The 16265-nt window shown below is 67.5% G+C and carries 14 protein-coding genes; all 14 read left to right on the top strand.

Translation table 11 applies throughout. The annotated features are described in order from the left end of the window. The first annotated feature begins 387 nt into the window (after window positions 1-387). The 14 genes from AC5JDC_RS09210 to AC5JDC_RS09145 all read left to right on the top strand — a co-directional run bounded on the left by AC5JDC_RS09210 (window position 388) and on the right by AC5JDC_RS09145 (window position 16254). Entirely contained in the window at window positions 388-1815 is a 1428-nt protein-coding gene (locus tag AC5JDC_RS09210) for an aldehyde dehydrogenase family protein (protein WP_495841066.1), read from the top strand. Window positions 1816-1957: 142 nt separating this feature from the next. Continuing rightward, window positions 1958-2914: a signal peptide peptidase SppA gene (sppA, locus tag AC5JDC_RS09205; RefSeq protein ID WP_495841064.1), complete on the top strand. Its 957-nt coding sequence runs from the start codon at window positions 1958-1960 to the stop codon at window positions 2912-2914. A 78-nt stretch (window positions 2915-2992) separates the two neighbouring features. Further along, window positions 2993-3277 (top strand): integration host factor subunit beta, encoded by a 285-nt coding sequence (locus AC5JDC_RS09200; protein WP_106774488.1) that lies wholly within the window; start codon window positions 2993-2995, stop codon window positions 3275-3277. Window positions 3278-3309: 32 nt separating this feature from the next. After that, a complete protein-coding gene (locus AC5JDC_RS09195; protein ID WP_495841061.1) occupies window positions 3310-3645 on the top strand; it encodes a LapA family protein in 336 nt (111 codons plus the stop codon). 135 nt (window positions 3646-3780) lie between these two features. Beyond that, window positions 3781-4749 (top strand): bifunctional Delta(1)-pyrroline-2-carboxylate/Delta(1)-piperideine-2-carboxylate reductase, encoded by a 969-nt coding sequence (gene lhpI, locus AC5JDC_RS09190; RefSeq protein WP_495841059.1) that lies wholly within the window; start codon window positions 3781-3783, stop codon window positions 4747-4749. Between the two features lie 79 nt (window positions 4750-4828). Beyond that, complete coding sequence (locus AC5JDC_RS09185) at window positions 4829-5317, top strand: DUF1772 domain-containing protein (protein ID WP_495841057.1); 489 nt, start codon at window positions 4829-4831, stop codon at window positions 5315-5317. Window positions 5318-5383: 66 nt separating this feature from the next. Continuing rightward, window positions 5384-6391 (top strand): RsmD family RNA methyltransferase, encoded by a 1008-nt coding sequence (locus tag AC5JDC_RS09180; RefSeq protein WP_495841055.1) that lies wholly within the window; start codon window positions 5384-5386, stop codon window positions 6389-6391. Window positions 6392-6539: 148 nt separating this feature from the next. Next, window positions 6540-7385 carry a TrmH family RNA methyltransferase gene (locus AC5JDC_RS09175; protein ID WP_495841053.1) on the top strand — a complete coding sequence of 282 codons (846 nt, stop codon included), beginning with the start codon at window positions 6540-6542 and terminating at the stop codon, window positions 7383-7385. Continuing rightward, the gene (gene lspA, locus AC5JDC_RS09170; RefSeq protein ID WP_495841051.1) at window positions 7385-7900 is read left to right on the top strand and encodes a signal peptidase II; all 516 of its coding nucleotides are present in this window, start codon (window positions 7385-7387) and stop codon (window positions 7898-7900) included. Before AC5JDC_RS09175 ends, lspA begins: the two co-directional genes overlap by 1 nt. 104 nt (window positions 7901-8004) lie before the next feature. Further along, window positions 8005-10278, top strand: a complete 2274-nt coding sequence (locus AC5JDC_RS09165) for a response regulator (RefSeq protein ID WP_495841049.1) — start codon at window positions 8005-8007, stop codon at window positions 10276-10278. A 185-nt stretch (window positions 10279-10463) separates the two neighbouring features. Then, window positions 10464-11315, top strand: a complete 852-nt coding sequence (gene olsB, locus AC5JDC_RS09160) for a l-ornithine N(alpha)-acyltransferase (RefSeq protein ID WP_495841076.1) — start codon at window positions 10464-10466, stop codon at window positions 11313-11315. Between the two features lie 34 nt (window positions 11316-11349). Further along, complete coding sequence (locus tag AC5JDC_RS09155) at window positions 11350-11664, top strand: MmcQ/YjbR family DNA-binding protein (protein ID WP_495841047.1); 315 nt, start codon at window positions 11350-11352, stop codon at window positions 11662-11664. 118 nt (window positions 11665-11782) lie between these two features. After that, window positions 11783-13363 (top strand): alkaline phosphatase D family protein, encoded by a 1581-nt coding sequence (locus tag AC5JDC_RS09150; RefSeq protein ID WP_495841045.1) that lies wholly within the window; start codon window positions 11783-11785, stop codon window positions 13361-13363. 410 nt (window positions 13364-13773) lie between these two features. Next, window positions 13774-16254: a beta strand repeat-containing protein gene (locus tag AC5JDC_RS09145; RefSeq protein ID WP_495841043.1), complete on the top strand. Its 2481-nt coding sequence runs from the start codon at window positions 13774-13776 to the stop codon at window positions 16252-16254. Window positions 16255-16265: the final 11 nt, after the last annotated feature.

Below are 16265 nucleotides of genomic sequence, written 5' to 3'. Positions count from 1 at the left end.
CTGCGGGAACTTGGTGCGCACCGGGTATCAGGAGGGAGCGTCGGCGCCGGGTCGGTCGCGCAATCGGTAGCACGGCTGGCGAGAGCTGGAGACCCGGGCCCCAGCCGCGACACCTGCGCGAATGCAGCGCTAGCGGACGGGCAAGAACGCCGGCGGGGCGCGGGTCACCGCGCCACGTACTTACTTAGAGAGGCTCGGCCCCGCGCCCCGCTTCCCGCACTTCCTTTCAATGGCCAGACTGCAAAAGCAGGGCGTGGCGAGGACGGACCGCGCCCTGGGTATGCTGGCGTCTCGAAATCGCCGCCCTGTCCGCTTGCGTCAAATCCGCGCCTGCCCGATGCTGGGCGCCAACGACAAGCGACAATCAGGACAACGGGAGCCCCCTTCATGACCAACCACCTGCGCTTCTTCATCAATGGCGAATGGGTCGATCCGGTCGTGCCGGCGACGCTCGAGGTGATCGATCCGTCGACCGAAGAGGCCTATACAAAAATCTCCGTCGGCTCGAAGCCCGATGTCGACCGCGCGGTGGCGGCGGCCAAGGCGGCGTTCCCGTCCTTCTCGCAGACCAGCAAGGCGGAGCGGCTCGATCTGCTGAAGCGTATCCTTGCGGCCTACAACGACCGCTTCGAGGAGATCGCCCAGGCGGTGAGCCAGGAGATGGGCGCGCCGATCACCTGGGCGCGCGAGGCGCAGGCCTGGGCCGGTCGCGCCCATATGGAAGCCACCATCAAGGCGTTCGAGGACTACGACTTCACGGAGAAGCGCGGCACCACCATGGTGGTGAAGGAGCCGATCGGCGTGTGCGCACTGATCACGCCGTGGAACTGGCCGCTCAACCAGATCGTCTGCAAGGTCGCGCCGGCGATCGCCGCCGGCTGCACGGTGGTGTTGAAACCCAGCGAGATCGCGCCGATCAGCGGCATCGTCTTCGCCGAGGCGGTTGCCGCCGCCGGCACGCCGAAGGGCGTGTTCAATCTCGTCAACGGCACCGGCCCGGATGTCGGCCAGGTCATGGCCGGCCATCCGGACGTCGACATGGTCTCCTTCACCGGCTCGACACGCGCCGGCATCATCGTCGCCAAGACCGCGGCCGATACGGTCAAGCGCGTCGCCCAGGAGCTCGGCGGCAAGTCGGCCAACATCATCCTGCCCGACGCCGATTTCGCGGTCGCCGTGCAAAAGGGCGTCGAGGGCTGCTTCGGCAATTCCGGCCAGTCCTGCGACGCGCCGACGCGCATGCTTGTGCCGGCCGGCCGTCACGACGAGGCGCTGGCGATCGCCAAAAACGCGGCGGAAACCTTCAAGGTCGGCGACCCGCGCGCCGAGGACACGCAGCTCGGTCCCGTCGTCAGCCAGCTGCAGTTCGACAAGGTGCAGCGGCTGATCGACAGCGGCATCGAGGAGGGCGCGACGCTGGTGACCGGCGGCCCCGGCCGGCCAGAGCATCTCAACCGCGGCTATTACGTGCGCCCGACCGTGTTCGGCCATGTCCGTCCGGGCATGAGCATCGAGCGCGAGGAGATTTTCGGACCGGTGCTGTCGGTGATCTCCTACGAGGACGAGGACGACGCTGTGCGGATCGCCAACGACACGGTCTACGGGCTCGCCGCCTATGTGCAGTCGCAGGACATCGGCCATGCGCGAAAAGTCGCGGCGCGGCTGCGCGCCGGCCAGGTGTCGATCAACTATCCCGACTGGGACGTCTTCGCTCCCTTCGGCGGCTACAAGCAGTCCGGCAACGGCCGCGAATATGCCGACTGGGCGATCCACGACTTCCTGGAGATCAAGGGCATCGTCGGCTACGGCGAATGAGGCAGAGGATTCGCATCTTAAGGGAACAGTCAGCCCGTGTTGCGTTCCAGGCCCTCTCGTGCCCAGCGCCCTCGCGCATGGCGGGTAGCGGGGACCGGCGGCATGCGCTAGATACGGCGCTTTCCGTCTCGCGAGGAAAGACATGGCCGCCACCGCAGAGGACCTGATCGACCGCCGCAGACTGCGACGCAAGCTAACCTTCTGGCGCGTCGTGGCGCTGGCGATCGCGGCCATCGCGATCGTCGCCGCGGCGTCCGCCTATTACGGCGACGGCTTCGCCGGCAAGTCGGCCAGCCACATCGCCAAGGTCAAGATCGAAGGCACGATCCTGGAGGACGAGGACCTGATGGAGCGGCTGGACGACATCCGCAAGTCGTCGGCCGTCAAGGGCGTCATCCTGTCGATCGACTCGCCCGGCGGCACGACCGCGGGCGGCGAGGCGATCTTCGACGCGGTCAGGGCGCTTGCGGCGGAGAAGCCGGTGGTGGCGCAGGTCGGCACGCTGGCGGCGTCGGCCGGCTACATGATCGCCAGCGCCTCCGACCATATCGTGGCGCGGCAATCCTCGATCGTCGGATCGATCGGCGTGCTGGCGCAGTTCCCCAATTTCAGCGGCCTTATGGACAAACTCGGCATCACCCTCGACGAGGTCAAGTCGTCGCCGCTGAAGGCCGAGCCGTCGCCCTTCAACCACACCACCGAGGAGGAGAAGGCGATGATCCGCTCGATGATCCTCGACAGCTACGACTGGTTCGTCGGCCTCGTCTCGGATCGCCGCGGCATGTCGCGGGCCGAGGTGCTGACGCTCGCCGACGGCTCGGTCTTCACCGGCCGGCAGGCCCTGGAGAAGCGGCTGATCGACGGCCTCGGCGGCGAGAAGGAGGCGATCGCCTGGCTCACCGGCAAGGGCGTTTCGGAGAACCTTCAGGTGATCGAGTGGGAGCCCACCGACAGCGGCAGCGGGTTTCTGTTCGGCCGGGCCCTGACCGACGCGGCCGGCAGGGCGATGGGTTTCCCGGGCGCCGGTGCCGACCTGCTCAAGGAGACCGGAGCGGACCGCTTGTTCCTTGACGGCCTCGTATCGGTCTGGCACCCTTGACTGGTTTCCGGCCAGCCTAAAACATCAGCAAAATCATTCGCATGCTTTTGGATTCATCTGTTTGAAGGGGGACAGCTCATGATCAAATCCGAACTCGTGCAGATCATCCACGCCCGCAATTCGCACCTCTTCCTGCGCGACGTGGAGAACATCGTCAGCGCCATATTCGACGAGATCACCGAGACGCTGGCCGAGGGCAATCGCGTCGAGCTGCGCGGCTTCGGCGCGTTCTCGGTCAAGAACCGGCCGGCGCGCACCGGGCGCAACCCGCGCACCGGCGACACGGTCGAGGTGGAGGAGAAGTGGGTGCCGTTCTTCAAGACCGGCAAGGAACTTCGCGAAAGGCTGAACTCCCAGAAATAAGGACGGGACCAGCCGAACGGCAGCGGAAGATCATGGTCAATCGCCTCATCCTCGTCGTGGTCCTCGTGCCACTCGCCATCGTCCTGATCGCGCTCGCCGTCGCCAACCGGGGCCTGACACCGTTCACGCTGGATCCGTTCAATCCCGGCAATCCGGCGCTGACCGTCCAACTGCCGCTGTTCTTCCTGATGTTCGCCGCGCTGGCCGTCGGCCTCGTCATCGGCAGCTTCGCCACCTGGTTCAGGCAGGGCCGCTACCGCAAGCTGGCGCGGCAGCGCGGGCTGGAAGCGCAGGCGGCGCACGACGCCGCAAGCCGCCAGGCGCAGGCCGCCAGGGCCTCGGCGGCACTGCCCGGGCCCAGCCGCTAGAGCGAAATGCGATCCAGATGAAACGGCATTCTGCTCTATCTCTTTGTTTTGCCGCATGATCTTTGTCCGAAAAGTCTGCAACTTTTCGGGATCATGCTCCAGGATGGTGCGGTCCCAGGCGCAAGGAGACCGCGCATGCGCATGATTTCGGCCGAAGAGGTCGACCGCTCGCTCACCTTCCCGGGGCTCGTCGAGACGCTTCGGGACGCCTTCCGCGCCGGCGCGGTGCAGCCGGTGCGCCACCATCACACGGTCGAGCGGCCGGACGGCGCGGCCTCGACCCTGCTCCTGATGCCGGCCTGGACCGACTTCAACGCCGCAGGCACCTCGGACGGCGGCCATGTCGGTGTGAAGATCGTCACCGTCTCGCCCGACAACAACGCCATCGGCAAGCCGGCGGTGATGGGGCTCTACCTGCTGCTCGACGGCAGGACCGGCGAACCGCAGGCGCTGATCGACGGCCAGAGGCTGACGCAGTGGCGCACCGCCTGCGCCTCGGCACTCGCCGCCACCTACCTGGCGCGCGACGACGCCTCGAAGCTGCTGGTGGTCGGGGCCGGAGCGCTCAGCGCCTTCCTCGCCCGGGCGCATTCGGCCGTGCGGCCGATCCGCGACATCCGCATCTGGAACCGCACCCCGGCCAATGCCGGGAAGGCCGCGGAGGCGCTGCGGCGGGACGGTTTTGCCGCGGCCGCCGCCGCCGATCTCGACGCGGCGCTGGGCTGGGCCGACATAGTCACCTGCGCCACCATCTCGACCGAGCCGCTGGTCAAGGGCGCGCTTCTCAAGCCCGGCACGCATGTCGACCTCGTCGGCGGCTTCACGCCCTCGATGCGCGAGGCCGACGACGACGCCATCTCCCGCGCCAAGGTCTATGTCGATACCCGCGCCGGAGCGACCAAGGAGGCCGGTGACATCGTGCAGCCGCTGCAGTCGGGCGTTCTGAAGCCGAACGCCATCGTCGCCGACCTGCACGAGCTCGCCCGCGGCGAAAAACCCGGACGCGGTGGCGCCAAGGAGATCACGCTGTTCAAGTCGGTTGGGGCGGCGCTCGAGGATCTTGCGGCGGGCGTGGCGGTGTTCAGGGCAGCAAGCGCAGAATAGGCGGCGCCTAAGGTCAAGCCACCCTTGACGCATCAAAGGGTCGCGCGGGAACCTTGGCGCCGCACCAAGGTTCGGCATCATGACCCTCGGCTGGCCCCTTTTTCTCTGGTCGCTCCTGACCGCCATCGTCGCCGCGCTGAGCTTCGGCCCGTCCTTCGCGCATGTGCTGGAGTCCGTGCCCCGCATCCAGCTCTGGTCGCCGGAGCTGTGGCGCGAAACCACGGTCTTCAACCAGCAGTACCGCTTGTTCGCAGTGGTCGGCGCGCCGGTCGACCTCCTGGCGATCATCACGCCCGCCGTGCTCACCTTGATGCTGCGCGGCCAGAGCCCGGCCTTCGGCCTGGCGCTCGCCGCGACCGTCCTGTTCGCCGCCGCGCTCATTGCCTGGATCGCAATCGTCCTGCCCGCCAACAACATCCTCGCCACCTGGAAGCCCGGCCCGATGCCGGAGAATTTCGAGACGATCCGGCGGCAGTGGGAAACGGGGCACATGGTCGTGGCGGCGGCAAAGTTGGCAGGACTGGTCGCCCTGTTCTCCGCCCTGCTCACCATCCAGCGCAGCCCGTAGCCGCCTTTGTTGCGCCGTCCTGCCGGCTGTGGCAGAAGCGACGGCATCTTCCAGCGAGGCGATCGTTTGAAACCAGCGCGTCACAATCGCGGCGACGACCGGCGCCAGCAGGGGCAGGCAGTTCGCCCGCCCGAGCGGCAAGCAGAGGCACAGCCGCGCCCACGCCGCGAAGGCATGCTGCCGCCCGAGCGCCTGCCGGTGATCCTCGAAGTCCTGCCCAATGACGACTACGCGCTGCTCGATTCCGGCGATGGCGAGAAGCTGGAACAGTACGGCGCCTACCGTATCGTCCGCCCCGAAGGCCAGGCGATCTGGCGCAAGGCCTTGCCGGAGGGCGAATGGCGCAAGGCCGACGCGACTTTCACCGGCGACACCGACGAGGAAGGGCTTGGCCGCTGGCGCTTCCCGAAACAGCCGCTCGGCGAGACCTGGCCGATGCGTCACGACGGCATCGACTATCTCGGCCGTTTCACCTCGTTCCGCCATGTCGGCGTGTTCCCGGAGCAGGCCACGCATTGGGATCACATGGCCGGGCTGATCGGCGGCGCGAGGCGGCCGGTGAAAGTGCTCAACCTGTTCGGCTATACCGGGCTGGCCTCGCTGGTGGCGGCGAAGGCCGGCGCGGAGGTGACGCATGTCGACGCCTCGAAGAAGGCGATCGGCTGGGCGCGCGAGAACCAGGAGATGGCACGGCTCGGCGACAAGCCGATCCGCTGGATCTGCGAGGACGCCATGAAGTTCGCCGAGCGCGAGGAGCGCCGCGGCAGCCGCTACGACATCATCCTGTTCGACCCGCCCGCCTATGGCCGCGGCCCGAAAGGCGAGGTCTGGCAGCTCTTCGACGACCTGCCGAGGCTCGCCGACATCTGCCGGTCGATCCTGACGCCGAAGCCGCTCGCCGTCGTGCTCACCGCCTATTCGATCCGCGCCTCCTTCTTCGCCATCCACGCGCTGATGCGCGACACCTTCGCCGGCATGGGCGGCCGCGTCGAATCGGGCGAGCTGGTGATCCGCGAGAAGGGCGCCGGGCGGGCGCTTTCCACGTCATTGTTTTCCAGATGGGTTGCGGGATGAGTCGTTCACCCCTGAGCAGCGCCCCCTCCACCACGCTTCGCGTGGTCCCCCTCCCCCGCTTCGCAGGGGAGGAACCAGCGGCGCCGTTCGATCCTCCCCCGTTTACGGGGGAGGGGGACCACGCGAAGCGTGGTGGAGGGGGCGCATCATGACCGGCCAACTGCGTGTCGGGCGCGTCAAGGAAGTCACCAGCCTGTCCAACCCGCTGGTGAAAGACCTGAAGGCGCTGGCGCTGAAGAAGTTCCGCGACCAGCAGAACGCCTTCATGGCCGAGGGCCTGAAGCTCGTCATCGACGCGCTCGACCTCGGCTGGCGGGTGAAGACGCTGGTCTTCGCCAAATCCGCCCTCGGCAACCCGGCCGTCGAGAAGGTCGCGGCACGCACGGTGGCGGCCGGCGGCGACGTGCTGGAGGTCTCGGAAAAGATTCTCGCGGCGATCACCAGGCGCGACAATCCGCAGACGGTGGTCGGCGTGTTCGAGCAGCGCTTCCTGAAGCTGACCGACATCCGTCCGGCACCGGGCGACGTCTGGGTGGGGCTCGACCGGGTGCGCGATCCCGGCAATCTCGGCACCGTGCTGCGCACCGTCGATGCCGTCGGCGCCAAGGGCATCATCCTGGTCGGCGACACCACCGATCCGTTCGGGCTGGAGACGGTGCGGGCGACCATGGGCTCGATCTTCGCCGTGCCGGTGGCGCGGACGACGCAGGAGGCCTTTCTCGCCTGGCGCAAGGGCTTTGCCGGGCTGGTCGCCGGCACGCATCTCAAGGGCGCCGTCGATTACCGCAGCGTCGACTATGCGAAGAAGCCGGTGCTGCTGCTGATGGGCAACGAACAGCAGGGCCTGCCGGACGCGCTCGCCGAGACCTGCGACAAGCTGGTGCGCATCCCGCAGGCGGGCCGCGCCGATTCGCTCAACCTCGCCGTGGCGACCGGGGTGATGCTGTTCGAGATCCGGCGCGCCGCGCTGACGCTTGCAACGGACGAGGCCTGATGCGCGCACCTTCATGGCACATCTATGCGGGGATCGCCGCCGCCGGCATCGCCCTCGACCAGTGGATCAAATGGCTGGTGGAAACGCGGCTGGCCATGCACGACCCGGTGGAGTTGCTGCCGTTCCTGGCGCTCTACCGCACCTACAACACCGGCGTCGCCTTCTCGATGTTCTCCTGGGTCGGCGACCGCGGGCTGGTCGCCATCTCCATCGCCGTCATCGCCTTCGTGCTCTATCTCGCCCTGCGCTCCGACCCGCGGCAGGTGCTGGCGCGGCTGGGCTTCGCGCTGATCGTCAGCGGCGCCATCGGCAATGTGATCGACCGCGCCATCCACGGCCACGTCATCGACTACATCTTCTTCCATACCCCGGTCTGGTCGTTCGCGGTCTTCAACCTGGCCGACGCCTTCATCTCGGTCGGCGCCGCCGCGGTCGTGCTTCAGGAGCTGCTCTCCTGGCGGCAGGCGCGAAAGGAAGCTCCGTCGGACGATGGATCAGGCGGGCGCCAGACGTAACCGGCCGGCGGAAATGCTCGCGCCGCACCCTTAAAATGGCGGAACGCTAAAATGCGAGCGAATTGCAGAAAGCTTCGGGAACGACACCGGAGTAGAATAACCGGATGACGGCCCCCATCGTCCACAGCACCCTCGAAGGCAAGAGCATGGACGGCGGCGTCGAAGCGCCGGTCCTGCCGCAGGCCGCGCCTGTCGACCCGCTGGCCGGCTCGCTGCCGACCAAACCGCAGCTCGTCGTGCTGCAGACCGCCATCGTCATCGCCGCCCCCCTGCTCGCGGCAGCCGCCTATTTCCTGAATGCCCAGGCCGTCCTGGTCATGGGTTTTCTGGCGCTCGGCGCCGTCGGCCTGGCAGTGCTGGTGCGCGGCCTCGGCACCCGTCGGCGGCCGCAGGCGGAAGCGGCGGAGACGGCAACGCCCGCCCGCATCGAAAGCCTCGCCGACCGCATGTGGGAGATGCATGAGAGTGAGGAGCATTTTCTCGGCCTCATCGATGCGCTCGGGGACCTCGTCATCCATCGCGATCGCGACGGACGCATCGTCTATGCCAATCGCGTCTTCGCCGACCTGGTCAGGCGGCCGCAGGACGAGCTGGTCGGGATGCGGCTCGCCGATCTCGGCATCGAGGTCGGCATGGTCCCCGACGCCGCCTTCGCCGAGGGCGAATGCCTGAGCTCGACCGACGTGTCTATCCATACGCCCGCCGGAACGCGCTGGTTCTCCTGGATCGAGCTGTCGGTGCGCGATCTTGCCAGCGCGGCTGTGTCGCACCGGGCGATCGCCCGCGACATCACCGGGCGCAAGCGGGCCGAGGCCGCGCTGATCGGGGCGCGCGAGCGCGCCGAATATGCGAGCCTCGCCAAGTCGCGTTTCCTGGCGACGGTGAGCCACGAGATCCGCACACCCATGAACGGCATCATGGGCATGGCCAAGCTGCTCGCCGACACCAATCTCTCGGCCGAGCAGAAGACCTATGTGAGCGCGGTGTCGACCTCCGCCAGCGCCCTGCTGGCGCTGATCGAGGACCTGCTCGACTTCTCCAAGATCGAGGCCGGACGCTTCGTGCCGGAGCCGCAGCCGATCTCGCCGCGCGAGACGGTCGAGGGCGTGGTCGAGCTGCTGGCCTCGCGCGCCTTCGCCAAGGGCATCGGCCTCGGCTGCCATGTCGCGCCGGACGTGCCGCATACCATCACCGCCGATCCCGGCCGGGTGCGGCAGGTGCTGCTCAACCTCGTTGGCAACGCGATCAAGTTCACCGAAACCGGCGGCGTGCTGGTGACGGTGTCGCTGAAGCCCGGTCCTGACGGCATGGAGATGGTGCGCTTCGCGGTTGCCGACACCGGACCGGGGCTGCGCAAGGAGGACATGGACCGCATCTTCGAGGAGTTCGAGCAGGCCGACACCAGCTCGACGCGCGTCCATGGCGGCGCCGGGCTCGGCCTCGCCATATCGCGCCGCATCGTCGAGGCGGTGGGCGGCACGATCACGGTTTCCAGCGACTACGGGCTCGGCTCCGAATTCGCCTTCGAGCTCCCGGCGCTGGAGGCGACTGCCGGCCTGGCGCGCGGCCTGGTGCTGGAGGGCCACCGCTCGGTGATCCTGTCGAAGAACGAGGTGGAGTGCGACGCGATCGCCCGCACCATCCGCGCCTATGGCGGCACCGTCGACGTCGCCTATTCGATCGACCAGGCGCTGGAGCTGGCCGGACCCTGCGACGCGCTGCTGGTCGACGCGGCGCTGGAATCGCCGGACGGGCGCGTGCTGAAGCGGCTGAAGCAGGCGGGCTTCTCCTCGAGCCAGGCGATCACCCTGATCGCGCCGACCGACCGAGGCGCGCTGGGTGACTTCCGCGCCAGCGGCTACGTGACCTTCCTCGCCCGGCCGGTGCGCGGCGAGACGCTGCTGCGCGTTCTGCTGTCGGGCGCCGCCGTCGCCTCCAGCATCGCTCCCGCGTCCGTCGTCCGCAGGCCGGCCAAGGGCCGCAGCGCCCGGTTCTCAGGCCTGTCCGTCCTGCTCGCCGAAGACAACGAGATCAACGCGCTGCTCGCCCGCACCACGCTGCAGAAGGCTGGCCACCGGGTCGAGGTCGTCGGCAACGGCAAGGCGGCGGTCGAAGCCGTCACCAGCCCGCGCAAGGATCGGCACGACGTCGTGCTGATGGACCTGCACATGCCGATCATGGACGGGCTGGAGGCGATAGCCCTGATCCGCCGCCACGAGGAGGAGAACGACCTACCGCCGGTGCCGATCATGGTGCTGTCGGCGGACAGCCAGGAAAAGACCCGCCACGACGTGCTCGCCCACGGCGCCAGCGGCTTCGTGACCAAGCCGATCGATCCCGACGCGCTCGTCCATGCCGTCGAGCAGCGCATGGTCTGAAGCCGTCTCAACGACGGCCGAAGCCGGCGAAGATAACCTAAATGTCAGCGGCCATGAGCTTGAGCGCGTGCAGCCGTCACGGTACTTTCATACATCTGTTGCACAGCGCCAGTATCTCGAAGCCGTGCCGGCTGTTCGAAGGAGAATCACCCGTGCAAACAGCTGTTCCGTCGGTCGATGTCGCCATGGACGTGAAGGGGCTGGTTCCCGGCGTGGAGCCCCGGCCCGGCATTGCCGGCCGCACGCTCGGCCGCATCGGCCCGCTGGAGGCGCGGCTCGCCCGCGACGATGCCGAGATCGCCGCCGCCCAGGAGGTGCGCTATAGCGTCTTCTACGAGGAGCTCGGCGCCGGGAGCAACCGGCTGCAGGTGCTCGACCGCCGCGATGCCGACCGTTTCGACGCCGTGTGCGATCACATCCTGGTCTTCGACCAGTCGCTGCCCGGCCCGGAGCACAGGCGCATCGTCGGCACCTACCGGATGCTCAGGGAGGAGGGCGCAGCGCTGGCGGGCGGCTTCTACTCCGAGGACGAGTTCGATCTCGGAGGATTGATTAGCCGGCATCCGGGCAAGCGTTTCCTCGAGCTCGGCCGCTCATGCGTGCTGCCGCAATACCGATCCAAGCGCACGATCGAGACGCTGTGGCAGGCGATCTGGGCCTATGTGCTGCACCACGACATCGACGTGATGGCGGGCTGCGCCTCCTTCCATGGCAGCCTTCCGGCCACCCATGCCGAAGCGCTGTCCTTCCTGGCGCGGAACTGCCGCGCGACGCCGGAGTTCGACGTCAGCGCCCTGCCCGGCCGCTACGTCGGCATGGACCTGATGCCGGCCGAGGCGATCAACGCCAAATCGGCATTCTCGCGCATGCCGCCCCTGATCAAAGGCTATCTGCGGCTCGGCGCGCGCATCGGCGACGGCTGCGTCGTCGACCGGGATTTCGAAACGGTCGACGTCTTCGTCGTGCTGCCGGTCAAGGAAATCCAGCAGCGCTATATCAGCTACTATACCCAGGAGCCCGGCCGTCTCGCAGCGTGACCCGATCGAGGAGGATACGCTCGCACCCGCCTTAGTGCGGCTGCGCAAGGCGGCGGCCGCGCTTCCCGGCATCGTCGAAAGCACCTCCTACGGCACGCCCTCGCTCAAGGTCGGCAAGAAGTCGATCTGCCGGGTGAAGGACCCGCGGACGGTCGTCGTCATGTGCCCGCTGGAGGAGAAACCGGCGCTGATGGAAGCGGCGCCCGACATCTATTTCGAGACGGACCACTACAAGGGCTGGCCGGCCATCCTGGTACGCCTGGACGCCATATCCGATCGGGAACTCACGCATCGGCTGGAATGCGCGGTCAGGTTCCAGACACGGAAAAAGCGGTCCGGCCGGGGCTGACGCCAGTCGCGTTTCCCCCGCCATCGAAGCGTCATAGAAGTTTCATCGGGGCGACACCCGCCTGTCACCCGCAAGCCCGAGTTTCCGCGCGCCTGTTCAAAGCCATCCGGAGACAGCCATGAACCCCGTCAGCAAGAAAATCACCCGTCGCGCATTGTTGGCGACCACCGGAGCGGCCGGCCTGGTCGGCCTGTCGGGTCTGGCCATGCCCTATTACTCGCGCGCCAACCAGCGGCCGAGCTTCACGCACGGCGTGCAGTCCGGCGACGTCGACGTCAATTCGGCCATGATCTGGACCCGCGTCGACCGTCCCGCCAGCGTCGCGTTCGAGGTGTCCACCACCGAAAGCTTCGCCAACGCCGTAAAGCTGCCGCCACTCGGCGCCCTGCCGGAAAGCGATTTCGCGGTGAAGCGCCTGCTGACCGACCTCGCCTCCGACCAGGAGATATTCTACCGCATGGTCGCGGCCGACCTTTCCGACATCAATACCGTGTCCGAGCCGATCGTCGGCCGCTTCCGCACGGCGCCGGCCTCGAAGCGCAACGTCCGCTTCGCCTGGTCCGGCGACACGGTCGGCCAGGGCTGGGGCATCGACGACAAGGGCATGTACAGCTACGCCACCATCCTCAAGCATCAGCCCGACTTCTTCCTGCACTCCGGCGACACGATCTATGCCGACGGCCCGCTGAAGGAGGAGGTGGAGCTGAAGGACGGCACGAAGTGGGTGAACAAGGTCGTCACCGACGAGAAGCGCAAGGTCGCCGAGACGCTGGACGAATTCCGCGGCCAGTGGAAATACAATCTCATGGACGAGCATGTGCGCGCCATGAACGCCGCGCTTCCCACCTTCTTCCAGTGGGACGACCACGAGGTGACCAACAACTGGTCGGCCTCCAAGGACCTTTCCGCCGACGACCGCTACACGGAAAAGTCGGTGCCGCTGCTTAACGCGCGCGCCGCGCGCGCCTTTCACGAGATGACGCCGATCCGCTTTCAGCCGGCCGAGCCCGGCCGCGTCTACCGCAAAATCGCCTACGGCCCGCTGCTCGACGTGTTCTTCGTCGACCTGCGCTCCTATCGCGGTCCCAACGGTCCTGCCATGGAAGACGAGATGACGCCGGCCTCGCGCATCTTCGGAGAGGAGCAGATGCGCTGGCTGAAGCGCGAGCTCGCCAATTCGAAGGCCACCTGGAAGGTTATCGCCTCCGACATGCCGATCGGCATCATCGTGTGGGACAACGCCAAGGACAAGAAGGGCGCGGAAGCGATCGCCAACGGCGACAGCGGCGGTCCCAAGGGCCGCGAGCTGGAGGTGGCCGACCTGCTGCGCTACGTCAAGAACGCCAGCATCGACAACGTCGTGTGGTTCACCGCCGACGTGCACTACACCGCCGCGCATCACTACACGCCGGAAAAGGCGAAGTTCCAGGACTTCACGCCGTTCTGGGAATTCGTGTCGGGGCCGATCCATGCCGGCACCTTCGGGCCGGGCGAGCTCGACATGACCTTCGGCCCCGAGCTGAAGTTCGTGAAGGCGCCGACCGCCGAGCAGGGCCAGAACCTGCCGCCCTCGGCCGGCCTGCAGTTCTTCGGCCTGGCCGACATAGACGGCGCCAGCGAGCAGATGACGGTGCGGCTGATGGATCGCGACGACAACGAGCTCTACAAGGTGACGCTCGATCCGGTGCGGTCGGCGTAACGTCGCAGGCATAGCGGTTGGGGGGTAGACCCCACTCCGTTTAGCCTTTGGGTTCGCCGCGGTCCAACCGACGCGCAGGCCGGGCCACAGCGTCCTGGAGAAGACGCCGCAGGAGATCGTGCGACATAATCGATGCCGCCGCCGCAGGCGGCGTCGAGCGCCTGGATCGGCGGAACCGCCGCGCCTCTCAGGGACGCACTCCAGCACGGGTAGTTATTTGCACTCCGATCCGGAGGGCCAATTCTCGGCGGGGGCATCCAACAACTGGATTATTGCCGAGGCATAAGCACACGTATATCGTGCACAACGACGAGGTCAGCGCGCGAGCAGGCTCCCCGTTCAATGTCGCTTTTCTTTTAGGTTTTCCGGCTCGCGTCGCCATCAGTTTCGGTTCCGGGGAGATTCCTGTCATGTCCGTCAACGTAAGCTCGCTCATCCGGGTCTCGGTCGACGGCAGCGGCACGAGCGCCAACAACATCGCCACCGGCGGCGTGATGTCGGGCGACGGCCGCTTCGTCGTGTTCCAGAGCACCGCTACCAATCTGGTGGGCGGCGACGTCAACGGTTTCTTCGACGTCTTCCTGCGCGATACGCTGACCGGCACCACGACGCTGATCTCGTCCGCGACCGGCGGCACGCAGGGCAACAACGTCTCCAGCGTGGCGGCCATCTCCGATGTCGGCCGCTACGTGTTCTATAACAGCATGGCGACCAACCTTGTCGGCGGCGACACCAACGCCGCATTGGACATCTTCATGCGGGATATGTGGACGGGCGTGACAAGCCGCGTCTCGACCGCGTCGGACGGCAGTCAGGCAAACGGGGCCAGCCAGAATGTCAGCGTCACCGGCGACGGCGCCGTCATCGGCTTCCAGAGCACCGCCGACAACCTGGTGGCCGGCGACAGCAACGGCTTCAGCGACGCCTTCGTCAAGAACCTGTCGACCGGCCTCGTCACCCGCATCTCGGTGGCGAACGACGAGTCGCAGGCCAACGGCAACTCCCTGGTCGCCCGCCTGTCCGACGACGGCAACCGCGCCTCCTTCGTCAGTTCCGCCAGCAACCTGACGACCAACGATAGCAACGGCGCCGTCACCGACGTCTTCGTCCGCGATATCGCCGGCGGAACCACCACCCTGGTCTCGGCCTCCACCGGCGGCGGTTCGGGCGACGGTCAGTCTTTCGCCGCCTCGATCTCCGGCAATGGCCGCTACGTCGTGTTCGAGAGCAACGCGACCAACCTGGTCGCCGGCGACAGCCACGGCGCCACCGACATCTTCGTGCGCGACCTGCAGACCAACACCACCACCCGGGTCTCCACCGCCACCGACGGCAGCCAGGGCAACGACTTGTCCATCCAGGCTGTGATCTCCGGGGACGGCCGCTTCGTCGTCTTCATGAGCGCCGCCGACAACCTGGTGCAGGGCGACACCAACGGGCTGCGCGACATCTTCCTGAAGGACATGGTGACCGGCTCGGTGACGCGCCTGTCCGTCGCCGCCGACGGGAGCGAGCTCAACGACATTTCGAACACGCCCTCGATCTCGGCCGACGGCCGTTACGTCACCTTCCAGACGCAGGCGACCGACACCGGCGTGGGCGTCGACGGCAACGGCACCGGTTTCGACGTGTTCCGGGTTTCGCTGGTCGCGTCGGCGGGCGCCGACCGCATGATCGGCTCCGACGGCAACGACAGCATCGACGGCCTGGCGGGCAACGACATAATCACCGGAGGGTTCGGCAACGACGTTCTCATCGGCGGCGCGGGCGCCGACGCCCTCACCGGCGGCGGAGGCGTCGACACGGCCGACTATTCCAGCTCCGCCGCCGCGGTGATCGTCAATCTCGCCGCCGGCACCGGCACAGGCGGCGACGCCCAGGGCGACACGCTGTCGGGCATCGAGAACGCTATCGGCGCGGCGTTCGCCGACCGGTTGACCGGAACGGGGGCCGGCACGCTCGACGGCGGGGCCGGCAACGATGTCCTCGACGGCGCGGCGATCCTGAACGGCGGGGCCGGCAACGATACTTTGCTCGGCGGCGCGGCGGTCGAGACGCTGAATGGCGGGGCCGACGACGACACCGTCAGTTATACCGCTTCCTCGGCGGGCGTGACGGTCGATCTCGGCCAGGCCGGGCCGCAAGCGTCGTCCGGCGATGCCAGCGGCGACACGCTCTCCGGCATCGAGAATCTGAGGGGTTCGCTGTTCAGCGATACGCTCACCGGCAACGACGGCGCCAACATCCTGCATGACGGCGGCACCGGGCCGCTCCCCAACGACGGCGTGCCCGACACGCTGATCGGCAATGACGGCAACGACACCTACATCGTCTATGCCGCCGCCGCCCTGATCGTCGAGATCGCCGGCGAAGGCCACGACCGCCTCGCCGCCGGCGTCGATTTCGTGCTGGCCGCCGGCGTCAGCGTCGAATACCTCAACACCACCTCGCTCACAGCCACCTCCGCCGTCGACCTCACCGGCAACGAAATCCGCCAGTGGGTGCGCGGCAACAACGGCGACAACGTGCTCGACGGCGGCGGCGGCATCGACACGCTGTTCGGCATGGGCGGCGCCGACGCCTTCCGCTTCTCCACCGCGCTGGGAGCCGGCAATGTCGACCGCATCGCCGACTTCAGCGTTGCCGACGATTCCATCCATCTCGACGACGCCATCTTCACGGCGCTGACCACGCTGGGCACGCTCGACGCCTCGGCCTTCAAGGACATCGCGCTCGCAGCCAGGGACGCCGACGACCGCATCCTCTATAACTCCACCACCGGCTCGCTGTTCTACGACGCCGACGGCTCGGCCAGCGCCTTCGCCCCGGTGAAGTTCGCCGCGCTGTCGCCCGGTCTTGCGCTGTCGGCGGCCGACTTCGTGGTGGTCTGATGACGCATGGC

The organism is Kumtagia sp. (assembly GCF_059502445.1).
The sequence above is the reverse complement of the archived record's forward strand: the minus strand, read 5'-3'. Positions and strand labels throughout refer to the sequence as shown.